27 protein-coding genes are annotated in these 25,382 nt (G+C 34.7%); 6 read left to right on the top strand and 21 right to left on the bottom strand.

Annotated features, from left to right (window positions below; all coding sequences use genetic code 11):
• Positions 1–11: 11 nt before the first annotated feature.
• The 13 genes from CGC58_RS11995 to nusB all read right to left on the bottom strand — a co-directional run bounded on the left by CGC58_RS11995 (position 12) and on the right by nusB (position 11,265).
• Positions 12–923 (bottom strand): UDP-3-O-(3-hydroxymyristoyl)glucosamine N-acyltransferase, encoded by a 912-nt coding sequence (locus CGC58_RS11995; protein WP_095896930.1) that lies wholly within the window; start codon positions 921–923, stop codon positions 12–14.
• 49 nt (positions 924–972) lie between these two features.
• Positions 973–1,596, bottom strand: a complete 624-nt coding sequence (locus CGC58_RS11990; RefSeq protein WP_095896929.1) for a WbqC family protein — start codon at positions 1,594–1,596, stop codon at positions 973–975.
• Positions 1,597–1,698: 102 nt separating this feature from the next.
• Positions 1,699–3,258 (bottom strand): signal peptidase I, encoded by a 1,560-nt coding sequence (gene lepB / locus CGC58_RS11985; protein WP_095896928.1) that lies wholly within the window; start codon positions 3,256–3,258, stop codon positions 1,699–1,701.
• Between the two features lie 109 nt (positions 3,259–3,367).
• On the bottom strand, positions 3,368–3,676 hold the full coding sequence (locus CGC58_RS11980) for a hypothetical protein (RefSeq protein WP_232748841.1): 309 nt from the start codon (positions 3,674–3,676) through the stop codon (positions 3,368–3,370).
• 293 nt (positions 3,677–3,969) lie between these two features.
• The gene (gene dnaX, locus CGC58_RS11975) at positions 3,970–5,061 is read right to left on the bottom strand and encodes a DNA polymerase III subunit gamma/tau (RefSeq protein ID WP_095896926.1); all 1,092 of its coding nucleotides are present in this window, start codon (positions 5,059–5,061) and stop codon (positions 3,970–3,972) included.
• An 80-nt stretch (positions 5,062–5,141) separates the two neighbouring features.
• Positions 5,142–5,672, bottom strand: a complete 531-nt coding sequence (gene idi, locus CGC58_RS11970) for an isopentenyl-diphosphate Delta-isomerase (RefSeq protein ID WP_095896925.1) — start codon at positions 5,670–5,672, stop codon at positions 5,142–5,144.
• Between the two features lie 8 nt (positions 5,673–5,680).
• Positions 5,681–6,211: a DUF192 domain-containing protein gene (locus CGC58_RS11965; protein ID WP_095896924.1), complete on the bottom strand. Its 531-nt coding sequence runs from the start codon at positions 6,209–6,211 to the stop codon at positions 5,681–5,683.
• A gap of 56 nt (positions 6,212–6,267) precedes the next feature.
• Positions 6,268–7,197: a prolipoprotein diacylglyceryl transferase gene (lgt, locus tag CGC58_RS11960; RefSeq protein WP_095896923.1), complete on the bottom strand. Its 930-nt coding sequence runs from the start codon at positions 7,195–7,197 to the stop codon at positions 6,268–6,270.
• Positions 7,198–7,214: 17 nt separating this feature from the next.
• Complete coding sequence (gene gltX, locus CGC58_RS11955) at positions 7,215–8,717, bottom strand: glutamate--tRNA ligase (RefSeq protein ID WP_095896922.1); 1,503 nt, start codon at positions 8,715–8,717, stop codon at positions 7,215–7,217.
• Between the two features lie 45 nt (positions 8,718–8,762).
• Complete coding sequence (locus CGC58_RS11950; protein WP_095896921.1) at positions 8,763–9,425, bottom strand: aspartate kinase; 663 nt, start codon at positions 9,423–9,425, stop codon at positions 8,763–8,765.
• A 101-nt stretch (positions 9,426–9,526) separates the two neighbouring features.
• Positions 9,527–9,886, bottom strand: a complete 360-nt coding sequence (locus tag CGC58_RS11945) for a YraN family protein (RefSeq protein WP_095896920.1) — start codon at positions 9,884–9,886, stop codon at positions 9,527–9,529.
• Between the two features lie 106 nt (positions 9,887–9,992).
• Complete coding sequence (yajC, locus tag CGC58_RS11940; RefSeq protein WP_095896919.1) at positions 9,993–10,280, bottom strand: preprotein translocase subunit YajC; 288 nt, start codon at positions 10,278–10,280, stop codon at positions 9,993–9,995.
• A 40-nt stretch (positions 10,281–10,320) separates the two neighbouring features.
• Positions 10,321–11,265, bottom strand: a complete 945-nt coding sequence (nusB, locus tag CGC58_RS11935) for a transcription antitermination factor NusB (protein WP_095896918.1) — start codon at positions 11,263–11,265, stop codon at positions 10,321–10,323.
• A 194-nt stretch (positions 11,266–11,459) separates the two neighbouring features.
• Here nusB and CGC58_RS11930 point away from each other — a divergent pair, with 194 nt between their 5' ends.
• The 6 genes from CGC58_RS11930 to lpxB all read left to right on the top strand — a co-directional run bounded on the left by CGC58_RS11930 (position 11,460) and on the right by lpxB (position 18,889).
• Positions 11,460–12,365 (top strand): YitT family protein, encoded by a 906-nt coding sequence (locus CGC58_RS11930; RefSeq protein ID WP_095896917.1) that lies wholly within the window; start codon positions 11,460–11,462, stop codon positions 12,363–12,365.
• 139 nt (positions 12,366–12,504) lie between these two features.
• The gene (gene tpx, locus CGC58_RS11925) at positions 12,505–13,002 is read left to right on the top strand and encodes a thiol peroxidase (RefSeq protein ID WP_095897224.1); all 498 of its coding nucleotides are present in this window, start codon (positions 12,505–12,507) and stop codon (positions 13,000–13,002) included.
• 92 nt (positions 13,003–13,094) lie between these two features.
• The gene (locus tag CGC58_RS11920) at positions 13,095–15,491 is read left to right on the top strand and encodes an FtsK/SpoIIIE family DNA translocase (protein ID WP_095896916.1); all 2,397 of its coding nucleotides are present in this window, start codon (positions 13,095–13,097) and stop codon (positions 15,489–15,491) included.
• A gap of 90 nt (positions 15,492–15,581) precedes the next feature.
• A complete protein-coding gene (locus CGC58_RS11915; protein WP_095896915.1) occupies positions 15,582–16,226 on the top strand; it encodes a LolA family protein in 645 nt (214 codons plus the stop codon).
• 91 nt (positions 16,227–16,317) lie between these two features.
• On the top strand, positions 16,318–17,763 hold the full coding sequence (locus CGC58_RS11910; protein ID WP_095896914.1) for an LptF/LptG family permease: 1,446 nt from the start codon (positions 16,318–16,320) through the stop codon (positions 17,761–17,763).
• A gap of 16 nt (positions 17,764–17,779) precedes the next feature.
• Positions 17,780–18,889, top strand: coding sequence for a lipid-A-disaccharide synthase (gene lpxB, locus CGC58_RS11905; protein ID WP_095896913.1), 1,110 nt, complete (start codon positions 17,780–17,782; stop codon positions 18,887–18,889).
• A gap of 14 nt (positions 18,890–18,903) precedes the next feature.
• Here the strand turns inward: lpxB and CGC58_RS11900 are convergent, their stop codons facing one another.
• The 8 genes from CGC58_RS11900 to CGC58_RS11865 all read right to left on the bottom strand — a co-directional run bounded on the left by CGC58_RS11900 (position 18,904) and on the right by CGC58_RS11865 (position 25,237).
• The gene (locus tag CGC58_RS11900) at positions 18,904–19,506 is read right to left on the bottom strand and encodes a thioredoxin family protein (RefSeq protein ID WP_095896912.1); all 603 of its coding nucleotides are present in this window, start codon (positions 19,504–19,506) and stop codon (positions 18,904–18,906) included.
• Between the two features lie 45 nt (positions 19,507–19,551).
• A complete protein-coding gene (locus CGC58_RS11895) occupies positions 19,552–19,821 on the bottom strand; it encodes a chaperone modulator CbpM (protein WP_095896911.1) in 270 nt (89 codons plus the stop codon).
• Between the two features lie 3 nt (positions 19,822–19,824).
• The gene (locus tag CGC58_RS11890) at positions 19,825–20,709 is read right to left on the bottom strand and encodes a DnaJ C-terminal domain-containing protein (RefSeq protein WP_095897223.1); all 885 of its coding nucleotides are present in this window, start codon (positions 20,707–20,709) and stop codon (positions 19,825–19,827) included.
• Between the two features lie 119 nt (positions 20,710–20,828).
• The gene (gene mscL / locus CGC58_RS11885; RefSeq protein ID WP_095896910.1) at positions 20,829–21,203 is read right to left on the bottom strand and encodes a large conductance mechanosensitive channel protein MscL; all 375 of its coding nucleotides are present in this window, start codon (positions 21,201–21,203) and stop codon (positions 20,829–20,831) included.
• Positions 21,204–21,369: 166 nt separating this feature from the next.
• Positions 21,370–22,290, bottom strand: a complete 921-nt coding sequence (gene miaA / locus CGC58_RS11880) for a tRNA (adenosine(37)-N6)-dimethylallyltransferase MiaA (protein WP_095896909.1) — start codon at positions 22,288–22,290, stop codon at positions 21,370–21,372.
• Positions 22,274–23,167, bottom strand: a complete 894-nt coding sequence (locus tag CGC58_RS11875; protein ID WP_095896908.1) for an ion transporter — start codon at positions 23,165–23,167, stop codon at positions 22,274–22,276. The genes miaA and CGC58_RS11875 overlap by 17 nt, the downstream gene beginning before the upstream one ends.
• Before the next feature lie 66 nt (positions 23,168–23,233).
• The gene (locus CGC58_RS11870; protein WP_095896907.1) at positions 23,234–23,893 is read right to left on the bottom strand and encodes an alpha/beta hydrolase; all 660 of its coding nucleotides are present in this window, start codon (positions 23,891–23,893) and stop codon (positions 23,234–23,236) included.
• A 93-nt stretch (positions 23,894–23,986) separates the two neighbouring features.
• Positions 23,987–25,237 carry a dihydroorotase gene (locus CGC58_RS11865; protein WP_095896906.1) on the bottom strand — a complete coding sequence of 417 codons (1,251 nt, stop codon included), beginning with the start codon at positions 25,235–25,237 and terminating at the stop codon, positions 23,987–23,989.
• Positions 25,238–25,382 lie beyond the last annotated feature (145 nt).

The following is a 25,382-nucleotide window of genomic DNA, read 5'->3' as shown; positions in this document are numbered from 1 at the left end:
GGAGCTTTATTTTATTTGATTAATCTTCGTAAGGCACTCATTTCCTTGTATTTTTTACGAGCTTCCTCAGCCGGATAACCGAAGTACGTTAGTCCGCCTTCCAATGATTTGGAAATTCCGCTTTGTGCCAGAATAACTGCTTTCGCTCCAATGGTAATTCCGCTGGTTATTCCCACTTGCCCCCAAATAGTTACTTCATTTTCAATAACTACACATCCTGCAATGCCGGTTTGTGAAGCAATCAAGCATTTTTCCCCGATAATTGTATCGTGACCCACGTGAACTTGATTGTCTATCTTCGTTCCGCGTTTGATTGTCGTGTCGCCTGTAACGCCTCGGTCAATAGTACACAAAGCTCCCAAATCCACATTGTCCTCAATCACTACTCTTCCACCCGATTTGAGCTTGTCGAAACCTTCCGGACGCTTTTTATAGTAAAATGCATCAGCCCCCAGCACAGTTCCTGCGTGAATGGTTACGTTATCACCAATAATGCAATCATCGTAAATGCTCACGTTAGGGTGAATCGTGCAATTCTTCCCGATTTTTACATTATTCCCAATGAATGCTCCGTGTTGTATGACGGTATTTTCTCCAATTTGAGCCGACGGAGCAACCAACGCTGTGGATTTCTCAAACGGTTTGAAAAAGTCGGTCAATTTATTGAAATCCCTGAACGGGTCATCGGAGATGAGGAGTGCTTTTCCTTCGGGGCATTCTACTTCTTTGTTAATCAAGACGATTGTAGCTCTGGATTGCAAAGCTTTGTCGTAATACTTCGGGTGGTCAACAAAAACGATGTCGCCCTCTTCCACCACGTGGATTTCATTCATCCCAAGCACGGGAAAATTCTCATCACCCACGAAAGAACTCTTGATGATGGTGGCAATTTGCTTTAATGTGTAGGGTTGCGGAAACTTCATTTTACTTCTTTATGCTCTAAAAATGTGATTTTTAGATTGATTTTTATGTTTATAACTGTACTTTGTTTATCAAATAATCCTCCGTGTTAGGTCCTTCGTGGAAAAGTAAGTCCAATACACTCAGATTAGGCAAAAATCCGTGCTTATCGGAAAAAATTTGATGATACTCTTCCATTTGCAAAGGAAATTCTTTTTTGGCAGAAGTCAGAAAACGGAAATCTATAACTTCCTTAGGTTCTGCTTCGTAGCTTTTTGTTTTGTCAAAATTAATATCGGTTTGCAAACAAGCCAAAACAGTTTCGATTGTGTCCATATTTACATCCAACAGAAACGTATATTTCTTCTCAAAAAGCGGATATAAATCATCTTCATAATACTCGAAGAAAGGTGAAGTTCGATACGCCGTTTCGAGGCTCTTCCAATGCAATCGCTGCCAAGGAAAATGATTTTCCACACGCACATCTTTGAAAAGTTGTCTTCCGGTTTCGCCCCCAACGTGCTTAATAGGCAGATTTAACGCCAATTTTCCGTTAGCTCCGTAAATATAGGCTCGGTTTCGGAGTGTTTGTTTTTGATAATTATCCGAAACTTCCAAAACACAAGGATGTGTGAGCATCAAATGAAATTGAGCAATGCTCGGGAAATATGTCGGGTGAATTAATGCCTGATACATTTTATATTATTTTTCTTTTTGAAATTCAATTCGGGTTGAATAATGCACAAATTCAACACAACTTCTTTGAATTTTATAACGATTATTCTATTCTTTTACGTTTTATTTGGATTCTTTCGCTTTCTTTCTCTTTCTGGAATAAAATTCATATCCACCCCAAACCAGAACAATTAGCACAAGGGCGTAATATCTGTACGAAACGGGTTCACCTTCGCCATTAACAGTGGTAAAAAGCCTATTCCAACGGATTTTATTCAAACCTGAAGCATTTTTGTCTGTACTCATCCAAATCAGAACAGGTTTTCCAAGTACGTGATCTTCAGGAACAAATCCCCAGAAGCGACTATCCTCCGAGTTGTGGCGATTATCCCCCATCATCCAATAATAATTTTGCTTGAATGTGTAAGAATTTGTGTTTTGTCCATTTATGATAATATCATTTCCTTTGATTTCCAAAGAATTATTCTCGTAAACTTCAATAATTCGTTTGTAAAGTGGTAAATTTTCAACAGAGAGTGTAATTGTTTGTCCTTCAGCAGGAATTGTTACAGGTCCGTATTGGTCTTCGTTCCACGGAAATTTTTCAGAATGCGGAAACACAGCCTGATTGTACTTCCCTGCCTCCTCAATTCGTTTTTTTACAGAAACCACATTAGGGCTTTTTCTCAGAGCTTCGGCTACTTCCTCAGTTAATGACGAAAACACGTAAATATTAGGCTGAATTTGTGTAAAATAATCAGTTACATCAAACTGTTGGTACATAAAAGCAGGAGTTAACTGACCAATATTAGGCTTAGTTTCAACAACATAAGATGTTTGCAATTTTGCTCTAACGGGATAGATTTCTTTCTTTCCGTTGATGTAAACATCTCCATCTTTGATTTCAAATTTATCTCCCGGAATGGCAACAGTTCTTTTCACGTAATTCGATTTTTTATCGATTGGTTTGTCAACGTGAATATTAGAATTATCGCGGAAAAAACGCACCGTATCTGTAGGCCAGTTAAAAACCGTAATATCGTTACGCTCAATTTTTTGCAATGCAGGCAAACGCAAATAAGGCAACTGCGGAACTTTCAAATATGATTTTGTACCCACCAACGGAATAGAATCGTGAACCATAGGCAACGAAAGTGGCGTCATCGGCACACGAACTCCGTAATGAAACTTACTAACAAACAGAAAATCACCAACTAACAAAGTTTTTTCCAAAGATGAAGTCGGAATCATATACGGCTGAATAAAATACGTATGAATTGCCGAAGCCGCAACCACAGCAAAAAGTGTAGCACTTATCCACGAAGATACGTTTTTCTTAATTACTTCATTATCCTTACCAATGTATTTAGTTGTAGGCAAATAAGTTACGTAAGCTGTAAATATTCCTAAAGTAAGAACAGAAAGCAAAGTATATCTCTTTCTACGATAGCCAAAAACGTGCAACCACTCGTAATTCATCACGATGAGCATAATATTCCCAATTACAGGCAAATACATCAGAAAGAGCCACCACCACGGACGTTCTATAATTTTTAAAAATATAACATTATTGTAAAAAGGAACAAAGGCTTGCCACGCCTTATAACCTGCCTTTTCATAGCCTTTCCAAAAAAATAATCCATTGATTATCTGTGCTGTAATAAGAATATAAATATATAACATAATTTGTCATTTAAGTTAAACCCCACAAATATAGAAATTTATTTTATATAAACTCTCTTTTATTATTTTTCAAGCTTAAAAGTTAAATTTACATTTAATTCGCAATTGGTTAAAATCCTAAATTTAAGTTAAATGCTTCTCGAAATTCTTTCAGTAAAGGATTGATTTCAAGTAATTTTTCATATTTATCATCAGGAGTGACCAAAATCTTTTTCGCTAATTCTTCATTTTTAATAAGCTTCAAAGAAATATCATAATTACATAGTGATTTGCGTAAATAATCAAGTAATCTGCTTTCATTCTGTAAAATTTCCGTATGAGCAGTATCGTTAGAAACCTCTAAATGAATCTCTTTCTCTTTGAGTACGGGAACACTCATTTGCAAGTACGAAGCTTGGATTCGTTCTCCTTTTGCCAATAAATTTTCGATATAATTATTCCAAAAACGGAGAAAATCCGTTTCAGAAAATTCTTCCCGAGGCAGAGAATTTGGGTCAATAATTTCCTCTTTCGAGTTCTTCTTTACTTCTGTCTTTAATTGAACACTTCGTATTGAAAAACTTGAAATTACCTCAGTTCGTTCCTGTTTTGTTATTGTTGGGATGTTAGCGTGAAGTCTGGAAGTTGTTATTTGCGTAACCGATTTTTGCTCATTAGCTGTTACGGATGACGGTTGTATTTCTTCCTGTTTATTAAATACATACGCCGGAATTATGAAGCGTCCATCATTTTTTTTTTATCACCTTCAAAGGTCAAAGATGCAAGTTGCATCAAAGCAATTTCAACCAACAATCGTGGATTTTTACTACTTCTGTACTTCAAATCACAATCGTTTGCAATATTGATAGCTTCCATCAAAAATGGAACGGTAGTTCTTTGAGTTTGTTGTGAATATTTTTTCTGCGTTTCCTCACTTACCTCCATAAGTGCGATGGTGATGGGATTTTTACAAACCATCAAATCTCTGAAATGACTTGCTAAACCAGAAATAAAATGATGACCATCAAACCCTTGTGCAATAATGTCATTGAAAGCCTTTAGCAAATCAGGAAGTTTATTTCCCAAAATAAGATCTGTGATGGCAAAATATGTTTCATAATCAAGCACATTCAGTATTTCGGAAGTGGCTTGACGTGTAATTTTATTTCCGGAAAAACTAACCACTCTATCAAAAATAGAAAGAGCATCACGCATCGCTCCGTCTGCTTTTTGAGCAATAATTTGGAGTGCCTCATCTTCGGCTTCGATGCCTTGTTCTTGAGCAATATATTTCAAATACTCGCGAGCATCATTTACAGTAATTCTCTTGAAATCAAATATTTGACATCTCGAAAGAATCGTTGGGATGATTTTGTGTTTTTCAGTTGTTGCCAGTATGAAAATAGCGTGCTTAGGGGGTTCTTCCAAAGTTTTCAAAAAAGCATTGAAAGCTGCCGTTGAAAGCATATGCACCTCGTCAATGATATATACTTTGTATTTTCCTACCTGAGGCGGAATACGCACTTGGTCGATAAGCCTGCGAATATCATCCACACTATTGTTAGAAGCAGCATCTAACTCAAATACATTGAATGCGAAGTCATTATCATCTTGTACTCCCGAAGTTTGCTCATTGATTTTCTTTGCCAAAATCCTTGCACAAGTAGTCTTCCCTACCCCACGAGGTCCCGTAAACAGAAGAGCCTGAGCCAAATGATTATTCTCAATGGCATTCATAAGCGTATTGGTAATTGCCTGTTGCCCAACCACATCACGAAACGACTGCGGGCGATATTTTCTTGCGGATACTACAAAATGATTCATACGGCAAAAATAAAATGTTTTACGTAAAAAACAAAAACTTAATCCCTAAAAGTATTCCGAGATTAAGTTTTTCAATTTTACTATTTTTCTATTTTCTTATCAAACAAATAATCGTAGAATTTTTCAAAAATAATTTTAAACCATTCGGTGTATTTTTGCGGATTTTGTTCGATATCTTTTTTTATGTTTTCAGGGAGTTCCCATTTCCAGTTGGCAACCTCTTCCGTGTTTATATTAGGATTTTCTTCGTAATATCCCAGCAAAACGTGGTCATATTCGTGTTCAGTAAGCCCATTATCAAAAGGAGCTTTATAAATGAAAGAAATTACGTCCGTCAGCTCGGTTGTGAATCCCATTTCTTCTTGCAAACGACGCTTTCCAGCCTCCACATTAGTTTCATTTTCACGCTGATGGCTACAACAAGTATTTGTCCACAAACCCGGAGAGTGATATTTATGTAAAGCTCGTTGTTGTAACATCACTTCTCCTTTTTGATTCATTACGAAAACTGAAAAAGCCCTATGAAGCAATGCCTTTTCGTGTGCTTCCAGCTTGGGCATCAAGCCAATAGGATTGTTTTGTTCATCTACCAGAATTACTTTTTCTTCCATTTTTGATTTTATCTAATTTTCTCAAATGTAATTGTATCTCCTGCCTCGATTCCCCATTTATCTGAAAGTCCGCCATTTATCTCCAAAACGTACATTGCCGGTTTTTCTGACGGAAGCGAAGTTTCATCATAAGGTTTAGCTCTTTTCGCAATACTAACTACTTGTTTTTGAGCATCTAAATAAATAATATCAAGCGGAAACTCAGTATTTTTCATATAAAATGAACGCATTTCTTCCTCCGGAAAAATGAATAACATTCCTTGATTTTCATCCATTCCTTTACGATACATCAGTCCCAAGCTTGTCTCTTCAGGTGTATCAGCAAACTCTACATCTATCTTTTTCAGCAAGTTACCATTTTTAAATATTGATAATTCGGCTTCTCTTGTAAACTCAATTTCAGGAGCTTTAATTTCAGTTTCTTGAAATATAACTTTCTTTTCCTCAGATGAAAAAAGTACGGGCAAAACATATGCCAATGCTGCAATTCCAACAAGTCCTAATGCCAAATGCACAAAATATTTTCTAAAAAAATTCATTATCTAATAATATTTCTAATTTAAAAAATCACTTTTCTAATTATTCTTAAAAATTTTTATTTGGTTTTTCTAAGCAAGAAATAAAAACCGGCGATGATAAACGGAATGCTGAGCCATTGTCCTGTTGAGAATAATCCCAAACTGCTTTCAAATCCGCCTTGGCTTTCCTTCACAAATTCTACTGCAAAACGAATGCCCCAAAGAATAATCAAAAACAAACCAAAGATGAAATAAGGTTGCTGTTTTTTGTCCGTTTTCCAATAAAAATACCATAAAATCCAGAATAATATGAAATAACCGAAAGCCTCATACAATTGTGCCGGATGTTGATACGGAATGCTTGCTAACACTTCAGAAAAACGAGGGTCCGAAGCAATTAAATCATAAGCCGCGTCAGGGGTATTCGTTCCTGTGATTTTCATCGCCTCACGAGGAGAAATCGTTCCCCCTTGAACAAACTTCACTCCCAGCGGAAAACTTTCACTCACCACTTTCCCGTTAATTTCAGAATTAAAGAAATTCCCAAACCGAACGAACATTCCTCCGATAGAAATAGGAATTACTACCCTATCCAAAATCCACGAAAGTGAAATATCTTTGTATTTTCTGACGTACAAAACCATCGCAATGATAATCCCCACCGCCGCTCCGTGACTTGCCAACCCCGAAAATCCAGTGAATTGAAATTCAGGTTCAAACCTTACAGGTAGGAAAATTTCCAGAATATGATGCTTGAAATAATCCCAATCGTAGAAAAAACAATGCCCAAGCCGAGCACCTATCAACGTAGCTAAAGCTGTGTAAATGAATAACGTATCTAACTGCTGCAAAGTTTTTCCTTCATTCAGATATATTTTTTTTGTTAAATACCAGCCCAACCCAAAAGCCACCACAAACATCAGGCTGTAATAACGCACACCTACATTCAAAATAGGAATGGTAAATAAAGCCTCATCCGGATTCCAAATAAAACTCAAGAATGTCATTTTGTTTAAAATTTTAATTATTTGTTTTCTTCCAAAATGGCTGACAATCGGTTAAGTGTATCTTCTTTTCCGATAACTTCCATAATATCAAATATATGCGCTCCCTTCATTTCTCCCACCAAAGCCAACCGAAGCGGAGGCATTACCTGACCAAATCCGTAACCTTTTTCAGAGATGTATTTTTTGACATTTTCTTCCAAAACTGATGAAGAAAAATCGGCTGTGTTTTTGATGATTTCAGCTACTTCCGAAATAATTTCAGCCGTATTTTCTTTCCATTGCTTTTTCAATGCCTTTTCATCATATTTTTCAGGTTTTTGGAAGAAATAATTTCCTAATTCCCAAAAATCAGAAACAAAAGTTGCTCTTTCTTTAATTAACGAAACTATTTTCTCAACTATTTCAATTGGTTTTGAAATATTCTTTTCGTGGAGGATTTTTTGAAATTCGTTCGCTAATTCGGTATTTGATTTCTTCTGCAAATACTGATGATTGAACCACTGAGCCTTTTCAATATTAAATCTTGCCCCTGCTTTATGAACTCGCTCCAAATCAAAAAATTGAGTAAGTTGTTCTAATGAAAAAATTTCTTCATCATTACCAGGATTCCAGCCTAAAAGAGCTAAAAAGTTCACCAAAGCTTCCGGAAAATAGCCCTCTCCTCTGAAGCCTTTGAGCATTCCGCTTTCTTCTTGCCAATCCATCGGGAAAACCGGAAAACCTAACTTAATTCCATCGCGTTTACTTAGCTTTCCATTTCCTACTGGCTTCAAAATCAATGGCAAATGTGCAAATTGTGGAGCTTCCCAACCAAAAGCACGATACAACAAAATATGCAATGGCATTGACGGTAACCATTCTTCCCCACGAATCACGTGCGAAATCTCCATCAAATGGTCATCAACGATGTTAGCCAAATGATATGTTGGCATTCCGTCGCTTTTGAATAAAACCTTGTCGTCCAATGTTTTAGTATCAACAGTTACCTCACCACGAATTAAATCGTTCATTTTCAAAACTTCATCGTGCGGCATTTTAAAACGAATTACAAACTCTTCTCCGTTTTGGATTCGTGTTTGTACCTCTTCATTGGAAAGTGATAAGGAATTTTTTAATTGTTGCCGATTGCTCCAATTATAGATAAAAGTATTTCCTTCGGATTCGTATTTTTTTCTCTGATTATCAAGTTCTTCTGCTGTGTCAAAAGCGTAATATGCCCAGCCTTTTTCAATAAGTTCATCGGCATATTTTTTGTAGATTTCCTTACGTTCACTTTGGCGATACGGAGCGTGTTTTCCTTCTTTTCCCACCCCCTCATCATACGGAATTCCGCACCAATTCAGTGAATCAATAATGTACTTTTCAGCACCTTCCACATATCGATTTTGGTCAGTGTCTTCTATACGAAGTAAAAATTCTCCTCCGTGTTTTTTAGCAAATAAATAATTGAACAAAGCGGTACGCACCCCGCCTATGTGTAATGCTCCTGTTGGACTTGGAGCAAATCGAACTCGAACCATAATTTGTTTCTTAGTGGTTAGTAATTATCTTTAAACTTCTGTTAACTATAATAATTTCAAATCTTTAATCACTTTAAATGCTACATCTACCTGATATTCAGGAACAATGATAGTAAATTCATTAGCTGTAGAAATCACTTCATTCATAGAAACTCCTTCCCAAGCCAATTTCTGAAATATGAAATAATAAATACCTGGTACTGAGATGTTTTCTTCCGGAAGTTTCACACTTATTGAACCCAAATTTGTAAACTTATGCAAGCATCTTTCATTTTTAAAAACTTCTTCAACAATTGCTTCCGTAGAGTTGCTAACAATCAAACTGGTTTCATTCACTCCCCTTGATGTTGCGTAAAAAACATCCTTGGTATTTTGGATTTTTTTCAGCAATTCAGCTTGGCTATTCAAAATTGTTTCGGATACCAAAAAAGTGTAATCCGTTAAATTTGAACGAACTATAATCTCTCCGATATTTTTCAGAACCTTAACAATGCGATGAGTTGAACGAAACTCCATATCGGTAGACAATCGCTTCAAAGCCATCACAATAGCACCATTACGCACTTCGCGATGCGTTGTATCATTTTGAATTTCCTTGCGAATAATACGCGCAAGAGAAGTCAAATTAATAATCCCCTGAGAGAGTGCGGTTTGCAAAAAAGGCTTTGATTTGATATAATTTTCAACGGCAGACGATACTGTTTTCATCAAATTATTTTCTAAAAAAGTTAATCTTATTTTTGTTACAAAAATACAACAAAAAATGATTTTGTAACAGTGAATTTATTTTTTCACTTTTTCTTAACTTTTCAGAAAGAATAAAACGCATCTTCTATGTAATTGATATTGAATTCAATACTATTTTTTACAATTGAAATAATATCAAATTGAACTTCTAAATCCAAATCTTTTTTTTCGATATAATTATTTGTTGCTTTTATAACCAAATTTATTTTTTGTTTGCTAACGAAGCTCTCTGGCTCTCCATAAGCTGTTGAAGTTCGGGCTTTAACCTCAACTATGTGCAAAGTATTTCCTTTTTGTGAAATAATATCAATTTCGGCGTGACCAAACGTGAAATTACGTTCCAGAATTTGATGCCCATTTTTCACCAAGAAATCTGCTGCAATTTGCTCAGCCTCTTTTCCAAAATCATTATGAACTGCCATCTAAACTTTTTTTAAAAATCCTAATCTACAAAAACTTAAAATCCGTGAAATGAAAAACACTCACGGATTTTTTATATTTGCAATTAAATTTACTCTTCGTATTTAATTATTTTTTCACCTCTTTTGGTGCGTTCAATTTTTTTGACATTTCCATAGAAATAGCCGAACGCTCAAATTTGATTTTACCAGCAAGAGTTTCTATAACGCAACTATCATCAGTAAGCTCAACGATACGTCCGTGCATACCGCTCTTAGTTATTACGTTATCTCCCTTTTTCATCTCTTGAACAAAGTTCTTTTCTTGTTTTTGACGCTTCATTTGCGGACGAATCATAAGAAAATAAAGTACCGCAAACATTAATATAATTGGTCCAAATTGATTAAGTACTTCCATTATTATCTAAATTTTAAGTTATTTTTGTGTTTGTATGCTTTTAAAGCAAGCCTCTTCCTATTTTATTAAGCTCATTTCTTTCCTGAAATTCTTTGGATAAATTATCAAGAATTCCGTTGATAAAAATACTACTTTTTTCTGTTGAATATTCCTTAGCTATCTCAAGATATTCATTCAGAGTTACTTTCACTGGAATTGTCGGAAATTTCAAAAACTCGCAAATAGCCATTTTGATGATTATATTATCCAAAACAGCGATACGATCTTTATCCCAATTAATTGTTTTTTCGTGTATGTAACTCTGTAATTTTTCGTCATTTAGCGTTACCTTTTTCAGTAAATCGGTTGCAAATAACTTGTCGTCATCATTTTTAAAGAGTTTCGGCACAAAATATTTTTCATTACTATCTGGCTTTACATTCTTTAACAACTTCAATATAAAAGTATTAACTATTGAAAAATCATCTATCCAAGTTAAGTTAAATCCTTCTATATAATCATAAATTTTTTCATTAGGAGCCACAATTTCCTTAAATACATCTACAACAAAGTCTCTGTCTGTGTTGAAATCGGATTTCTTTTCAGATACATATCTTTTGTATATGTCACTCTCTATAATCTTTTTATAAATAATTTTGACATATTCGCTATCCAAATCCCAACAATTCATCTGAGCATTATTGATTGCATCTTGCAGAAGCTCATTATTCGAAATAAGAATAAAAACCTGATTATCAATTATTTTCTTATTCAAATTTTTATCCTGCGTGGTTGCTAAATATTTCTTCTGTGCAACTTCAAACTGCGTAACAGCCATATTGTGAAGTTCTTTCAAAAGAGAGAAGGTTAGTAAATAAAGTTTGAACGTATCGTTCGCACTATTTTGTAAAAACTTCAATTCTTTATCCAAGCTCTGACTTTGACTTTGTGTCATTGCATAAATGGATTGCATCACCTTTACTCTGATATGTCTTCGTGTCAACATAAATTTAAGAACTCTAAAATATGATTTTGATTACCAGCATTATTTTCGGGTGCAAAAGTAGAAAAATAAAACTAAAAAACAAACTATAGATACATTTTGAGGATATGAAAAAAAACAGTCGAAAAAAACTCCCAAATTAAAAAATATTAAATATTTTTGCACTCAAATTTAATAAATGGATATATTTTAAGAATATGAAAAAAAATAAAAGTCGTAGAATAAAATATCTGAAGTCTTTCTACATTAAAGATTATTTGGTAATCATTTTAGGATTGGCTCTTTTCACCATTGGGTTGACGGGGTTCATCATTCCAAACAGAATTGTAACCGGCGGACTGTCAGGAATTTCCATCATAGTTAAATATGTAACAGGCATTGAAATCTGGAAAACAACTTTGGTGGTAAATATCGTTTTACTGGCGATTGCTTTTCGTGCCGTAAACCGCCAATATGTCATTCGTACATTGTTAGGAATTGGTTTATTATCATTAATGTTGAGCTTTGGGGAATCTTATTTACAACCATATTTCTCTGAAAATCCACCGGTTAGCGATGAATTTCTTTCTGCAATTGTAGGAGGGCTGTTTTGCGGTACAGGTTTGGGGCTTGTTTTTTCAGTAAATGGAAGTACGGGAGGAACTGACATTATAGGTGCTTTGGTGACAAAATATTATCGTATCAGTCTCGCTCGAATTCTGTTAATCGTTGACGTTCTGATAGTTGTTTCATCTTATTTCATCTTAGATAGCGATAAAGAAACTTTAGAAAGAACGATTTACGGCTTGATTCTTCTTCCTTTGATGTGGCAAATGGTTGAAATTGTGATAAATGGAGCTCGCCAATCGGTTCAACTTTTCATATTCTCAAAACATTACGACGAAATTGCTACTCACATCAACACAGAAATAAAACGCGGATGCACCGTAATTGACGGACTTGGTTGGTATTCCCAAACTCCTCAGAAAATAGTAATTGTAATAGCACGCCGCACTGAAGCCACTTCTATTTTCCGATTAGTAGGAAGCATTGACCCTGAAGCTTTTGTAACCAAAGCAACTGTAATGGGCGTTTATGGAAAAGGCTTCGACAAGCTCAATTAATTTTAAATATAATCAACATTTTTTGTCCGTAGTTCTTTCCAATAATTCTGAACTGCGGACTTTTTCATTTTTACTTTTAACTTTCCATTTTTTTATCTTATCTTTGCCCGTATTCATTAATTTTAGAACTCAAATTTTTATGGCAACAATCACATTAAAAGGTAATACTATCCACACAGCGGGAGAGTTACCAAAAGTAGGCAAATCAGCTCCTAACTTTACAGCAGTTTCAACAGGATTAGCAGAGGTTTCTTTAAGTGATTTTAAAGGGAAAAAAGTCGTTTTAAATATTTTCCCAAGTATTGACACGGGAGTTTGTGCGGCTTCTGTTCGCAGATTTCACAAAGAACTCAGCAACTTAAATAATGTGCAAATACTCTGTGTTTCAAAAGATTTACCTTTTGCTTTGGGGCGTTTTTGCGGAGCGGAAGGCATTGAAAATTTGGTAATGCTTTCTGATTTCAGAGGAGATTTTGGGAATCATTATGAAGTAGCGATTACTGACGGACCTTTGAAAGGCTTGCTGTCTCGTTCCATAGTTGTTTTAGACGAAGAAGGAAATGTTATTCACACGGAACAAGTGGCTGAAACTACCAACGAACCTGATTATGAGGCTGCATTGGCAAAACTGAAATAACATAAAAACCTTGGAATCAACAAATTGAGAGTGAAAAAGATTCATTCTCAATTTTTTCGTTCATCTTCAATTTCAATTTTTCAAAAATATAAATGGGACAAAAAAAGCAAAAACAAACAGATAAAAAGCCTAAAAATCAATCTGATAAGTCAAAACAACGAAAATTAATTTTCGGGATTGTTTTGATTGTCATTTCTCTTTTCTTAATTATCACATTTGTGTCCTATTTTTTCACTTGGCAAACCGACCAAAGCATTTGGTCTGAGGTTGGTAACCGACAAGAAAAAGCCAACAATCTTACCAGCAAAATAGGTGCTTATCTCGGGTATATTCTCATTTATAAAGGGTTTGGTTTAGCGACGCTTATTCCTATTAGTTTGTTGTTTTTGTCGGGATTAAAAATTGCTTTTAACCTCAAAATTCCTATGCTAAATCGATGGTTTTGGGGAGTGCTTTGGACTGTTTTCATCGCTACATTTTTGGGGTTTTTCTCAGGAAAAGCAAGTATTCTTGGAGGCGTTTCAGGTTTTGAAATCAATCACTTCCTTCAGGATTATTTAGGGCGTTTCGGCACAATATTAGTCTTATTACTATTTTTAACCTTATATGTTGTTTTCAAAGCTAACCTAACTCCTGAAAAAGTTAGTGCAATTTTTTCTGATACATTATCAAAATTCAAAAGAGAAAAATCATCGTACAACAGCACAGAAAAATCAACAGAAAAGATTGATATTAAAGAAGATACAAAAGCAAATAAAAAAGATATTTTCATAAAGGAAAAAGAAGCTGAAAAATTGGATGTTTTTACTCACAAAAAAGAAATTCCTTTCATTGATAATTTCCAAAATGAAGCTTCTCAAGAAATTGAAATTGAGGACGATTTTTTCATAACAAATATAAAAGAACCTGATTTTGAGGTAGAAAAACCTAAAACAGAAGAAATCGATCCTGAATTATTGGCTCAAAAATTGGTTGAAAATTATGGCGAATATGATCCCAGATTGGATTTGAGCGATTACAGATTTCCTTCAATTGAATTGCTAATTGAGCCGAAAGATAACGGAATCATTATCAATCAGGAAGAATTAGAGGAAAACAAAAACACTATCGTTCAGACACTTAAGGATTATAAAATTGAAATTTCGCAAATAAAAGCAACCATTGGGCCAACTGTTACACTTTATGAGATTGTTCCAGCAGCAGGAATTCGTATTTCCAAAATCAAAAATTTGGAAGATGACATCGCTCTTTCCTTGGCAGCTTTAGGAATACGTATTATCGCTCCTATTCCCGGAAAAGGAACTATCGGTATTGAGGTTCCTAACAAAAAACCTACAACGGTTTTTATGCGTTCGATGATAACCTCTCCTAAGTTTCAACACGCTGAAATGGAACTGCCTGTGGCTTTCGGTAAAACCATTAGTAACGAAACTTTTGTTGCCGATTTAACCAAAATGCCACATCTTTTGATGGCTGGTGCTACGGGACAAGGAAAATCCGTTGGTTTGAACGTAGTTTTAACATCTTTACTATACAAAAAACACCCTGCGGAAGTGAAATTTGTATTGGTCGACCCAAAGAAGGTGGAACTTACACTTTTCAACAAAATTGAACGTCACTTTTTAGCCAAATTACCTGACAGTGAGGATGCTATAATCACGGATAATAAAAAAGTTGTAAATACTTTGAACTCACTCTGTATTGAGATGGATAATCGCTACGAATTGCTGAAAAATGCTATGGTTCGTAACATAAAGGAATACAACGCAAAGTTCAAAGCAAGGCAATTAAACCCAAACGAGGGACACCGATTTTTACCGTATATTGTTTTGATAGTAGATGAATTTGCCGACCTGATTATGACTGCTGGGAAAGAAGTTGAATTGCCTATTGCCCGCTTGGCACAATTGGCACGAGCAATTGGTATTCACTTGATTATCGCCACACAACGTCCGTCTGTAAACGTGATTACAGGTATCATCAAAGCTAACTTCCCTGCAAGGATTGCTTTCCGTGTGACTTCAAAGATTGACTCCAAAACCATCTTAGATGGCTCGGGAGCGGAACAATTGATTGGTCGTGGGGATATGCTTTACACACAAGGCAATGAGCCAATTCGTATTCAATGTGCCTTTGTTGATACTCCGGAAATAAACCACATTACTGAATATATCGGTAACCAAAAGGCGTATCCTGATGCTTATTTACTACCAGAATACGTTGGTGGGGAAAGCGAAGGTCTTGATTTGGATTTCAATCCAGAAGATAGAGACCCTCTTTTTAGGGAAGCTGCTGAAATTGTGGTAAATACACAGCAAGGTTCTGCTTCACTTTTACAGCGAAAATTGAAGTTAGGCTACAACCGAGCCGGAAGACTTATTGACCAATTGGAACACGCTGGTGTTGTAGGTCCGTTTGAAGGAAGCAAAGCCAGACAAGTTTTGATACAAGATATCGTTTCTTTGGACAGACTTTTAGAGGGAATGTAGTTATTATTTCAATCTGTAAATTAACAAATTAAGTTTTTTGGAACAATTATTGATACAACAAAATATAACATCAAAAAATAACAAATTAAAATGAAAAAAATATTTTTAGTATTTATCGCTTTGTGTGGATTTTTTGCAAACGGACAAAATAGTGATAGAGCAAAAAAAATGTTAGACGAAGTTTATAACAAAATCACAAGTTACGACAACATTTACATTGATTTTAAATATAATTTGGATAATATGGCTGAAAACATCAGTCAGGAAACTAAAGGAAACGTCACTTTAGCCAAAGACAAATATGTTTTGAACTATTTAGGCTCCACCAGAATATATGACGGAAATAAAACATACACAATAGTTCCTGAAAATGAAGAAGTTGTAATTGAAACTACATCTAACGAAGATGATGCTGCCATCACTCCTTCAAAAATGCTAACTTTCTACAGAAAAGGCTACAACTACAAATGGGACATTGAGCAAAATGTACGCGGAAGAAAAATTCAGTATATCGAATTAAAGCCCCAAAAAGCAAATTCTGATGTAAAACAAATCCTATTGGGGATTGATGTACAAACAAAACATATCTATAACCTCATTGAAATAGGAAAAAACAGTACGAAAACCACAATTACCGTAACAAGTTTTAAAACAAATCAGCCTATTCCTGCTAATCTTTTCAAATTTGATAAAGAAAAGTACAAAAAAGAAGGCTATTATATTTCAGAATTATAAAATTTCTTAGTTTTTGTGAGTCTTAGTTCGTATTAAGATTTCTTACAAGCATTTAAAAAGTATCAAATTTGAGAATTGTAAAACGCAAACCTTGAAAATTTTAGATAGATATATCCTGACACAGTTCCTAAAAAATTTTTTAGGAACTCTTTCCATTTTAATCCTTATTTTTATTTTCCAAACCATTTGGACGTATATCGACGAACTTGCTGGTCGTGGGCTGGAACTGTGGGTAATTGGGAAGTTTTTGTTGTTTTCCATTCCGCAGTTAATTCCCATTACCTTACCTTTGGCTGTCGTTGTCTCCTCAATAATGACTTTTGGCTCTTTTTCTGAGCATTACGAATTTGCCGCAATGAAAGCCTCAGGAATTTCCTTAATGAGAATAATGCGTCCGTTAATCGTTCTGATGGTAATCTTAAGCGGGATTACTTTTTTCCTTGTAAACAATGTTATCCCCGTGGCTTACCGCGAAGTATATGATTTGCGAAGAAATATTGCAAAAGTAAAACCTTCTATGGCTATTCCTGAAGGAATTTTTTCAAATATTGGCGATGATATAAGCATCAAAGTCAGCAATAAACACGGAGAAAATGGCGAATTTCTGGAAAAAGTAATCATTCATAAAAAAACGCCCGACAAAGTAAACAGAGTGGTTATCAACGCAGAAAGAGGAGAATTAAAAAGCGGAAACAATAATGATTTTCTTCAGCTGATTCTGGAAGATGGCACTTATTATGAGGATATTAAGACAAGGAGTTACTCCCAACAAGAAAGATTTCCTTTTGCTAAGGTTCATTTCAAAAAGTACATTATCAATCTCGACCTTTCACATTTGAATAATGTAGATTTCAATGAAAAATCAGATGTAACGACCTATAAAATGATGAATGTAGGTCAGTTAAGTTACGCCATTGATTCGTTAAAAACAGATTTCAAACAAAATTTGACTGACCAAGGAAATAGTATGTTCCGCCGTACAGGAATTCTAAATCTCAATAACACAAAAGAAGCTAAAGATTCTGAACCTGAAAAAAAAGAAAAATTTAAAGTAAAATCAATCGATGATTTGACCAATCTTCTTGATGAATATAAAAAAATCCAAATTTGGGATGTTGCCGTCAGTAATAATAAAAGTCAGTTTGACAATCTTAAATTCCGACAAGATGAGGTAGAATATCGTTACAAACTGATGAACCTGCACATCATTAACTTTAATGACAAATTCGCCCTAACTGTGGCTTGTTTTGTGCTATTTTTCGTGGCAGCTCCTTTGGGTGCGTTAATTCGCAAAGGAGGAATCGGTTTGCCTTTGGTTGTGGCTATGTTTCTTTTTCTGTCATATTACTTTATTGGTTTGTTTATCAAAAATATTGCAGAAAACAACTCGATAAGCCCTATATTTGCTCCGTGGATTTCCACTTTAATTCTCTTACCTTTAGGATTTTACCTAACTTCACGTGTAGCAACAGACAAACCCATTTTCCAATTTGAGCGAATTACTCGTTTATTTTACAAATTGAAAAAGAAAAAATAAACTTTTCATAAAACAAATGAAATATTACATTATTGCAGGCGAAGCCTCTGGCGATTTACACGGAGCCAATTTGATGAAATCCATCGTAAAAAAAGACCCAAAAGCAGAATTTCGTTTCTGGGGTGGCGATAGAATGCAACAAGTTGGAGGAACGATTGTTAAGCATTATCGTGATTTGGCTTTTATGGGGTTTTGGGAAGTTATCACAAACCTGAAAACTATTCTACGTAATATTCATTTTTGCAAGAAAGACATCGAAAATTATCAACCTGATAAATTGATTTTTATTGATTATCCCGGCTTTAATATGCGAATTGCAAAATGGGCTAAACAACAAAAAATTCAAACAAATTACTACATATCTCCACAAATTTGGGCTTGGAAAGAAAATCGTATTAAAGACATAAAACGTGATATTGACAATATGTACGTTATTTTGCCTTTTGAAAAAGATTTTTACGAAAAAAAACACCAATTTCCTGTACATTTTGTAGGTCATCCCTTACTTGATTCCATCACACAGCACCAGAAAACAGATGAAATTACCTTCAAGAAAGAAAACGGATTAGATAACCGCCCCATTATTGCTCTCTTGCCAGGAAGTCGAAAACAGGAAATTGCCAAAATGCTTGCTATTATGACTTCTATTACAGAGGGTTATAGTGATTATCAATTTGTAATAGCAGGAGCACCCTCACAAGAATTTTCGTTTTACCGGCAATTCATCAATACGGAAAATATTCATTTTGTAAGTGGAAAAACATATGATTTACTATCCATATCAACTGCTGCAATAGTTACCAGCGGAACGGCTACACTCGAAACCGCTCTGTTCAACGTTCCCGAAGTGGTTTGCTACAAAGGAAATTGGCTATCTTACCAAATTGCTAAACGCATTATCAACCTGAAATACATTTCGTTGGTAAATCTGATAATGGATAAACCTGTTGTTACAGAACTAATTCAAAATGAATTCAATAAAAACAATTTAAAAACTGAATTAGACAAAATTTTAGATGACAATCACAGAGAGAAAATACTCAAAGATTATAGCGAATTGCGAAAAAAACTCGGAGGTTCAGGTGCAAGTGACCGTACCGCCGAGTTGATTATCAATTCTAAATAATTTCTCAGAAAAATTTATTTCTCGCTTAATATTTTGATAAAATCATCAACAATGTTGTTTCCTTTATCTTGGTTGTACCACTTCTGTAATTCTTCTTTGAATTCCGCAGATAATTTTCCGTGCTGAGCTTTATAATCTTCAACCATTTTAGTAGCAATTGACGGACGAGAGCCCCACGATGCCAACACGTTATCTTCCAAATCCAAAACTACAACAATTGGGATTGCTTTTCCGCCGTTGGTAAGAAATAAATTCATAAGCTCCTCATTTTCATCTCTAAACACTAATTTTAGAGTGATTTTAGGATTTAATTCTGCTATTTTGTTAATAACAGGAACTATCTGAGCAGCGTCTCCACACCAAGTTTCCGTAATTACAAGAAAAGTAACACTTTTTGAATAATTTTTAAAAAATTCAGCTTTTTCCTCTGAAATTTTTATAGTTTTATCCAATCTCTTGTAACGTTTCTCGTTAAGTGCCGTATAATCAATAAGGTCTTGAGTTTGTTCCGGACCACTTGTTTTGCCTTCCTCAACCATTTTATCAATAAGATTTCTGTAGGTTGTGTATGATATGCTTTTTAGCAAGCTTTTTTGAATGATTTGCTTTTTTTCCATAAAGATTAATTTTTGCCAAAGGTAATAAATAAAAAGGTAACTTTTCTATCTGCCCAATAATTTCCTATTTTCTTCTTGTAATGATTGAATTTGATTTAGCAAATGATGGATAATTTCCAAGCCTGGCATATTTACTTCCAAATCATAATACCAATTTGTAAATCTCTCAAAATTAGACAACTGGTCGTAATTAAGATAAATAGTTTCATCCACGACCTCAGTTTGAATCAACCCACAAGCCTCCAACTCATTGAAAAAAGCAATTTCAATGTTGTATATCCTGATAATTTCCTCTCTTGAAATTCTTCCTTCCATAATCTATGAATTTTTAAGTTGTTCGAATAGGTCTTTTTGCTTGTCTGTCAAGTTTTTAGGAAGCTGAACTTCATATGTGATAAACAAATCTCCGAATTCTCCTTCCTTCTTGTACACAGGAAAACCTTTTCCTTTCAGGCGTACTACCATACCATTCTGAGTTTCAGGCTGTACCTTTAGTTTCACTTTTCCTTCCAAGGTTTCCACTTGAATTTCTCCACCCAACATCGCTGTGTATAAATCAATCAAAACTCTGGTTTTCAAATCATTACCCACGCGTTCAAACTGCGTATCAGGCTGAATATTAAAAGTTATGTACAAATCTCCGCTCGGTCCTCCGTTGTATCCTTTGCTTCCGTAACCTTTCAGTTTTATTTGCTGCCCATCGTGAACCCCAGCCGGCACAGTGATACGAATGTTTCTTCCGTTGACAGAAAACGTCTTTTGTTGCTTTTGAGCTGCTTCCCTGAAAGAAAGTGATACTTCGGCATAAATATCTTGTCCCTTGAACTTACCTGATGCACGGCTGTAGGAACTTCCGCCAAAGCCCGCTCCGCCAAACATATCTCTGAAAAACTCGGAATAATCCGCCGAACTCTCATAATCTGTCTCATCGAAGTTATTTCTTGAATATTGACGTTGTGCTTTTTCGTACTCCTCCCCGTGTTTCCAATTTTCTCCGTATTTGTCATACTTCGCTCGGTTTTCCGGATCGCTAAGCACCTCGTTAGCTTCATTAATTTCCTTGAATTTTTGCTCCGAAACCTTATCTCCCGGATTCATATCCGGATGATATTTTCTGGCTAACTTCCTATACGCTTTCTTTATTTCTTCGGAAGTTGCCGTTTTTTCAACGCCCAAAGTTTTGTAATAATCTATGTATGCCATATTAAACAAATTAGCAATGTGCAACAAAGATAAAACAATAAAAGTAGAAAGACAAAAAATAAGGCCATCTTAACAAAAGATAGCCTTAACAAAACGTATTAATTAAATACGTTATTTTATTATTTTTTCAATAAATCTCTGATTTCCGCAAGTAATTCCTCTTGTGTAGGTCCTGCAGGAGGTGCTGGAGCTTCCGCTTCTTTTTTCTTCATTGAATTAATTCCTTTAATCATCACAAACAATATGAAAGCAATGAAAATGAAGTTAATAACAGCCGCTAAAAACTTACCGTAAGATACTCCGTTCCAAACAAGTTCCTCTAATCTGTCTGCTCCTGCTGCTTCCAAAGCCGGAGTCAATAACAATGGCGTAATCACATCTGATACCATTGAATTAACAATTGAACCAAAAGCCCCTCCGATGATAACACCGACAGCCAAATCAATCACGTTTCCTTTTACGGCAAACTCTTTAAATTCTTTTAAAAATCCCATAACTACTTGATTTTTTGTTTTAAAATTATTTTAGTTTAATCTCTGGGGCAAATGTAATTAGAAAACAGATACAAAAAAACAAAATTTCAATTTTTAATAAAACTTTAATAATTTTCAAAGATAAATAATTAAAAATATTAATTTTAATCTTTATTGTGAAAAGATTTTAATCGCTTCGATTAAAGTTAATTTGTTTTAAAACATCTGATATATTACACTGATAATCAAACCATTTAATGTTTTCATTTTTACCAAACCAAGTATATTGTCGCTTGGCAAAACGCCGAGTATTTTTTTTGATTTCCTCTATTGCAAAATCCAATGAATATTTTCCTTCAAAAAACTGAAATAATTCCCTGTAACCTACTGTTTGTAAAGCATTTAAATTTTTATAAGGAATTAATTCTTGAACCTCACAAAGCAAACCTTGTTCGAGCATTTGTTCCACTCGTTGGTTAATCCGCTGATATACAATATCTCTCTCGGCAGTAAGTCCAATTTCTATATGTGAAAAATTTCTTTTGGTTTCTTTCCTATTTAAAAAAGAAGAATATGGTTTTCCACTTGCCAAACACACCTCCAAAGCCCGAATCAGCCGTTGTGGATTTTGTATATCCATTCGGGAATATTGTACAAAATCTAACTTTTTTAACTCTTCTTGCAGATATTCAATTCCTTTTTGAAGATATTTCTGATTTAATTCCGCACGAACTTCCTCGGGAACTTCAGGAAATTCATCAAGCCCTTTTATAACTGCATCAGCATAAAGTCCGCTCCCTCCTACCATCACTACAACTTTTCTGTTCTCAAAAAGCTCTTCAAGAAGTTGGATTGCATCACGTTCAAAATCTCCAACAGAATAAGAATCAAAAATACTTTTATGTTGAATAAAATGATGCTTTACTGCTTCCAACTCAGATGGTTCGGGAACTGCTGTTCCAATTCGCATTTCCTTGAAAAATTGACGAGAATCACACGAAATAATCTCTGTATCAAATTGTTTTGCTAATTCTATTGCCAAACGCGTTTTGCCAATAGCGGTAGGACCTACAACAGTTATTAACAAATTGTTATGTTCTTCTATCATCTTTTTCTCTTCCTAATAAAACTCCACATTTGCAGCAAAATTTAGCTCCTTCCTGATGATTTTCATTGCTGCAATTCGGGCAAACAACTGCGTTTACATCTTGTTCTTTTTGGTATTCCTCGCTTTCCCTAACATCAAAATTTTTCCTTTTTACTCGTGAATATTCAGCTGTGACAATTCCCGTTGGAACGGCAATGATACCATATCCCAAAACCATTACAAACGAAGCTACCATTTGTCCGAGTGTCGTTGCCGGAGCAATATCTCCGTAACCCACTGTGGTTAAGGTAACTATACACCAATAGATACTTCGAGGAATGCTGGTAAATCCACTTTCCTCACTTTCAATAACATACATTAAAGAACCTAACAAAATACAAATCACCAAAACAAAATAGATAAAAACCATTATTTTGGTTCGGCTGGTTCGCAGTGCCATTTTTAATTCTTCCCCTTGATTCATAAAGTTTGCGAGTTCCAAAATACGAAAAACACGCAACAGACGCAAAGCCCGAACCACTGAAAGAGCTTTTGAACCGGGAATAAAAAACGATAAGTACATCGGTAGAATAGAAATCAAGTCGATTATTCCGTAAAAACTAAATATGTATTGTAACGGTTTTCTGTTAGAAATAATTCTCAAAATGTATTCAAGTGTAAAGAAAACTGTGATGAACCACTCTAAAAACACTAAAATTCCGTGAGCTTGATGGTCTATATCTTTCACAGTTTCAAGCATTACCATAATTACACTGAGGAAAATAAGTATCAGCAGAACAATATCAAAAAGCTTACCCAAAGGCGTATTTGTACCATAAATGATAACGTACGCCTGTTGTTTTAAAATATCGTATTTTGATTTTATTACACCTCGCATAATTTTAAAGGTTTTGTTTGAAATTTCTCATCAAAATTTTCAATATAGCACTAAATTTTTATATTTTTAATTATTTGAAAGCCAATTTCTAAAGGAATAGAAATTCTGTGGAGCCACTCCGTGACCAACAGGAAATTCCTCATACACGCACTCAATTCCTAAGTTTTTTAAAAATTCCGGAGTTTTTCTTGCCCATTCAATCGGAATTACTTGATCGCTTGTGCCGTGCGAAACATAAAAATGCAAAGCAGAATGATTCTCCTCATTGTAGTCCTCTTTCAAAATTTCTGTATTTAAATATCCGCTTAAAGCTATCACATTCCGTATTTTACGAGGATATGAAATTGCAATTGACATACTGAGAATGCTTCCTTGGCTGAATCCCAACAAAGTAATATTTTTCGTATCCAAATTAAACAATTTGCACGCTTCATCGATGAAATCTACCACCAAATCACGTGATTTTATAGCTTGCTCATTATTGCTCCACCTATCTTGTTCCTCATCAAAATTGATTGAATACCAAGCATATCCAAACTCAGGAAGCCTGTACGGAGCTCTTAATGAGATGATTGTATATTCTTTCGGTAATTCTCCCGCAAAAGAAAATAAATCTTCTTCATTGCTTCCATAGCCGTGAAGCATAAAAATAACCGGCGAACGCTTGACTTTCACCAAAGGTTCACGCATAACATACCTTAATGGTAAAGAGTTGTTTGTTTCCATATTTTTGTTCTCTATTTTATTATTTTTACTTACAAAGATTAATTGCTTATAATCAGAATTTTACAACGATTTATAAATTCACATTTTGAAAAATTAATCATTCATAACAAACTGATTATTAGCTATAATTCCAACAACTTTTCCTTTTAAAGTTTCTCCGATAAAAGCCGAATTTTTTGAAGTTGATAAGATATTTTCTTTTTCAAATACATAATTTCTTTCCGGAGTGAATAGCGTTAAATCCGCTTGAATATTCTCTGAAATTGGCTCCGTTTTTATTCCAAATCGCTTGCGGGCAGAAGTCAGTAATTCTACTGTTGTTTCCAAATCAACATACTGATTTACAATACCAAAAACATTTTCCAAACCGATAGTACCAAATGATGCATAATCAAACTCCTTGAATTTCAATTCAATATCTAACGGATTATGGTCGGAAGTCACAAAGTCAATCACTCCTTCTTTCAGAGCTTTACGTAAGGCTTCAACATTTTCTTTATCACGTAATGGCGGTAATACTTTAAAATTGGTATCAAATCCGTCCAAAATCTCATCAGTAAAATGAATATTATGAACTGCAACACTGCAAGTTACATCAAGTCCTTTGTTCTTTGCTTCACGAATCAATTCCACAGATTTCGCCGTTGAAATGGTTGGAATGTGCAACTTACCGCCCGTATATTCCAATACCGCCAAATCACGAGCAACGCAAAGTTCTTCGGCTAAGGCAGGAATTCCCTTTAGCCCTAATTTGGTTGCGGAAATATGCTCATTAACAACTCCTTTTCCCATTATTTTTGAATCATTGGGGAAAGAAATTACTATTCCTCCGAAATTCTGTACATATTGCAACGCTATTTTCAATAAATTATTATTTGCTATTGCTTTTTTATAATCGCCAAAAGCCACAGCTCCACCACTTTTCATATCGAATAATTCAGCCAAAGCCTCTCCTTTACTTTGCTCTGTCAAAGCTCCGATGGGGTGTGCTGTTGCTGCAAAATTTTTCGTTTGATTCTTGATATACAATACGGAAGCCTTTGTGTCTGTCACCGGATTCGTTAATGGATTAACAAGCACGTGCGTAAAACCGCTTTTTTCGGCTGTTTTCATTCCATTTTCCAGAGTTTCTCGTTCTTCAAATCCCGGCTCACCAAAACAAACGCTACTATCCGCCCAACCTTGCGAAACATACACATTTTCAATGATTTTATCTACATTTTCAGCTGTAATGGCATCTGAAATTTTTGTAATAATTCCATCAGAAATTAAAATATCTTTAGTAGTTTTATGGAAAGCACTTAGTTTATCTAAAATTTTTGCAGATTTGATTAATATATTCATATTCGAATTAACATTTAAAAAATTTAAATATAAAGCTGAAAAATTACAAACATCAGAAAATCAGCTGAAAATCCAATATCCGAAAAATTCACCTCTCAACTGGCAAAGTTAAGATTAAAAAATGAACTATATAAAATTTTAAGCT

The sequence above is a fragment of the Capnocytophaga stomatis genome, assembly GCF_002302635.1.
Taxonomy (GTDB): domain Bacteria; phylum Bacteroidota; class Bacteroidia; order Flavobacteriales; family Flavobacteriaceae; genus Capnocytophaga; species Capnocytophaga stomatis.
The sequence above is the reverse complement of the archived record's forward strand: the minus strand, read 5'-3'. Positions and strand labels throughout refer to the sequence as shown.

Excerpts from the sequence above, each read along its gene's own strand:
- mscL (WP_095896910.1), bottom strand. The coding sequence starts at position 21,203 with ATGGGATTTTTAAAAGAATTTAAAGAGTTTGCCGTAAAAGGAAACGTG.
- CGC58_RS11900 (WP_095896912.1), bottom strand. The coding sequence starts at position 19,506 with ATGGAAAAAAAGCAAATCATTCAAAAAAGCTTGCTAAAAAGCATATCA.
- CGC58_RS11965 (WP_095896924.1), bottom strand. The coding sequence starts at position 6,211 with ATGAATTTTTTTAGAAAATATTTTGTGCATTTGGCATTAGGACTTGTT.
- lpxB (WP_095896913.1), top strand. The coding sequence starts at position 17,780 with ATGAAATATTACATTATTGCAGGCGAAGCCTCTGGCGATTTACACGGA.
- CGC58_RS11950 (WP_095896921.1), bottom strand. The coding sequence starts at position 9,425 with ATGAAAACAGTATCGTCTGCCGTTGAAAATTATATCAAATCAAAGCCT.
- CGC58_RS11890 (WP_095897223.1), bottom strand. The coding sequence starts at position 20,709 with ATGGCATACATAGATTATTACAAAACTTTGGGCGTTGAAAAAACGGCA.
- CGC58_RS11990 (WP_095896929.1), bottom strand. The coding sequence starts at position 1,596 with ATGTATCAGGCATTAATTCACCCGACATATTTCCCGAGCATTGCTCAA.
- lgt (WP_095896923.1), bottom strand. The coding sequence starts at position 7,197 with ATGACATTCTTGAGTTTTATTTGGAATCCGGATGAGGCTTTATTTACC.
- CGC58_RS11930 (WP_095896917.1), top strand. The coding sequence starts at position 11,460 with ATGAAAAAAAATAAAAGTCGTAGAATAAAATATCTGAAGTCTTTCTAC.
- gltX (WP_095896922.1), bottom strand. The coding sequence starts at position 8,717 with ATGGTTCGAGTTCGATTTGCTCCAAGTCCAACAGGAGCATTACACATA.
- yajC (WP_095896919.1), bottom strand. The coding sequence starts at position 10,280 with ATGGAAGTACTTAATCAATTTGGACCAATTATATTAATGTTTGCGGTA.
- CGC58_RS11920 (WP_095896916.1), top strand. The coding sequence starts at position 13,095 with ATGGGACAAAAAAAGCAAAAACAAACAGATAAAAAGCCTAAAAATCAA.
- idi (WP_095896925.1), bottom strand. The coding sequence starts at position 5,672 with ATGGAAGAAAAAGTAATTCTGGTAGATGAACAAAACAATCCTATTGGC.
- CGC58_RS11870 (WP_095896907.1), bottom strand. The coding sequence starts at position 23,893 with ATGGAAACAAACAACTCTTTACCATTAAGGTATGTTATGCGTGAACCT.
- miaA (WP_095896909.1), bottom strand. The coding sequence starts at position 22,290 with ATGATAGAAGAACATAACAATTTGTTAATAACTGTTGTAGGTCCTACC.
- CGC58_RS11875 (WP_095896908.1), bottom strand. The coding sequence starts at position 23,167 with ATGCGAGGTGTAATAAAATCAAAATACGATATTTTAAAACAACAGGCG.
- CGC58_RS11865 (WP_095896906.1), bottom strand. The coding sequence starts at position 25,237 with ATGAATATATTAATCAAATCTGCAAAAATTTTAGATAAACTAAGTGCT.
- CGC58_RS11995 (WP_095896930.1), bottom strand. The coding sequence starts at position 923 with ATGAAGTTTCCGCAACCCTACACATTAAAGCAAATTGCCACCATCATC.
- CGC58_RS11915 (WP_095896915.1), top strand. The coding sequence starts at position 15,582 with ATGAAAAAAATATTTTTAGTATTTATCGCTTTGTGTGGATTTTTTGCA.
- nusB (WP_095896918.1), bottom strand. The coding sequence starts at position 11,265 with ATGTTGACACGAAGACATATCAGAGTAAAGGTGATGCAATCCATTTAT.
- dnaX (WP_095896926.1), bottom strand. The coding sequence starts at position 5,061 with ATGAATCATTTTGTAGTATCCGCAAGAAAATATCGCCCGCAGTCGTTT.
- tpx (WP_095897224.1), top strand. The coding sequence starts at position 12,505 with ATGGCAACAATCACATTAAAAGGTAATACTATCCACACAGCGGGAGAG.
- CGC58_RS11945 (WP_095896920.1), bottom strand. The coding sequence starts at position 9,886 with ATGGCAGTTCATAATGATTTTGGAAAAGAGGCTGAGCAAATTGCAGCA.
- CGC58_RS11895 (WP_095896911.1), bottom strand. The coding sequence starts at position 19,821 with ATGGAAGGAAGAATTTCAAGAGAGGAAATTATCAGGATATACAACATT.
- lepB (WP_095896928.1), bottom strand. The coding sequence starts at position 3,258 with ATGTTATATATTTATATTCTTATTACAGCACAGATAATCAATGGATTA.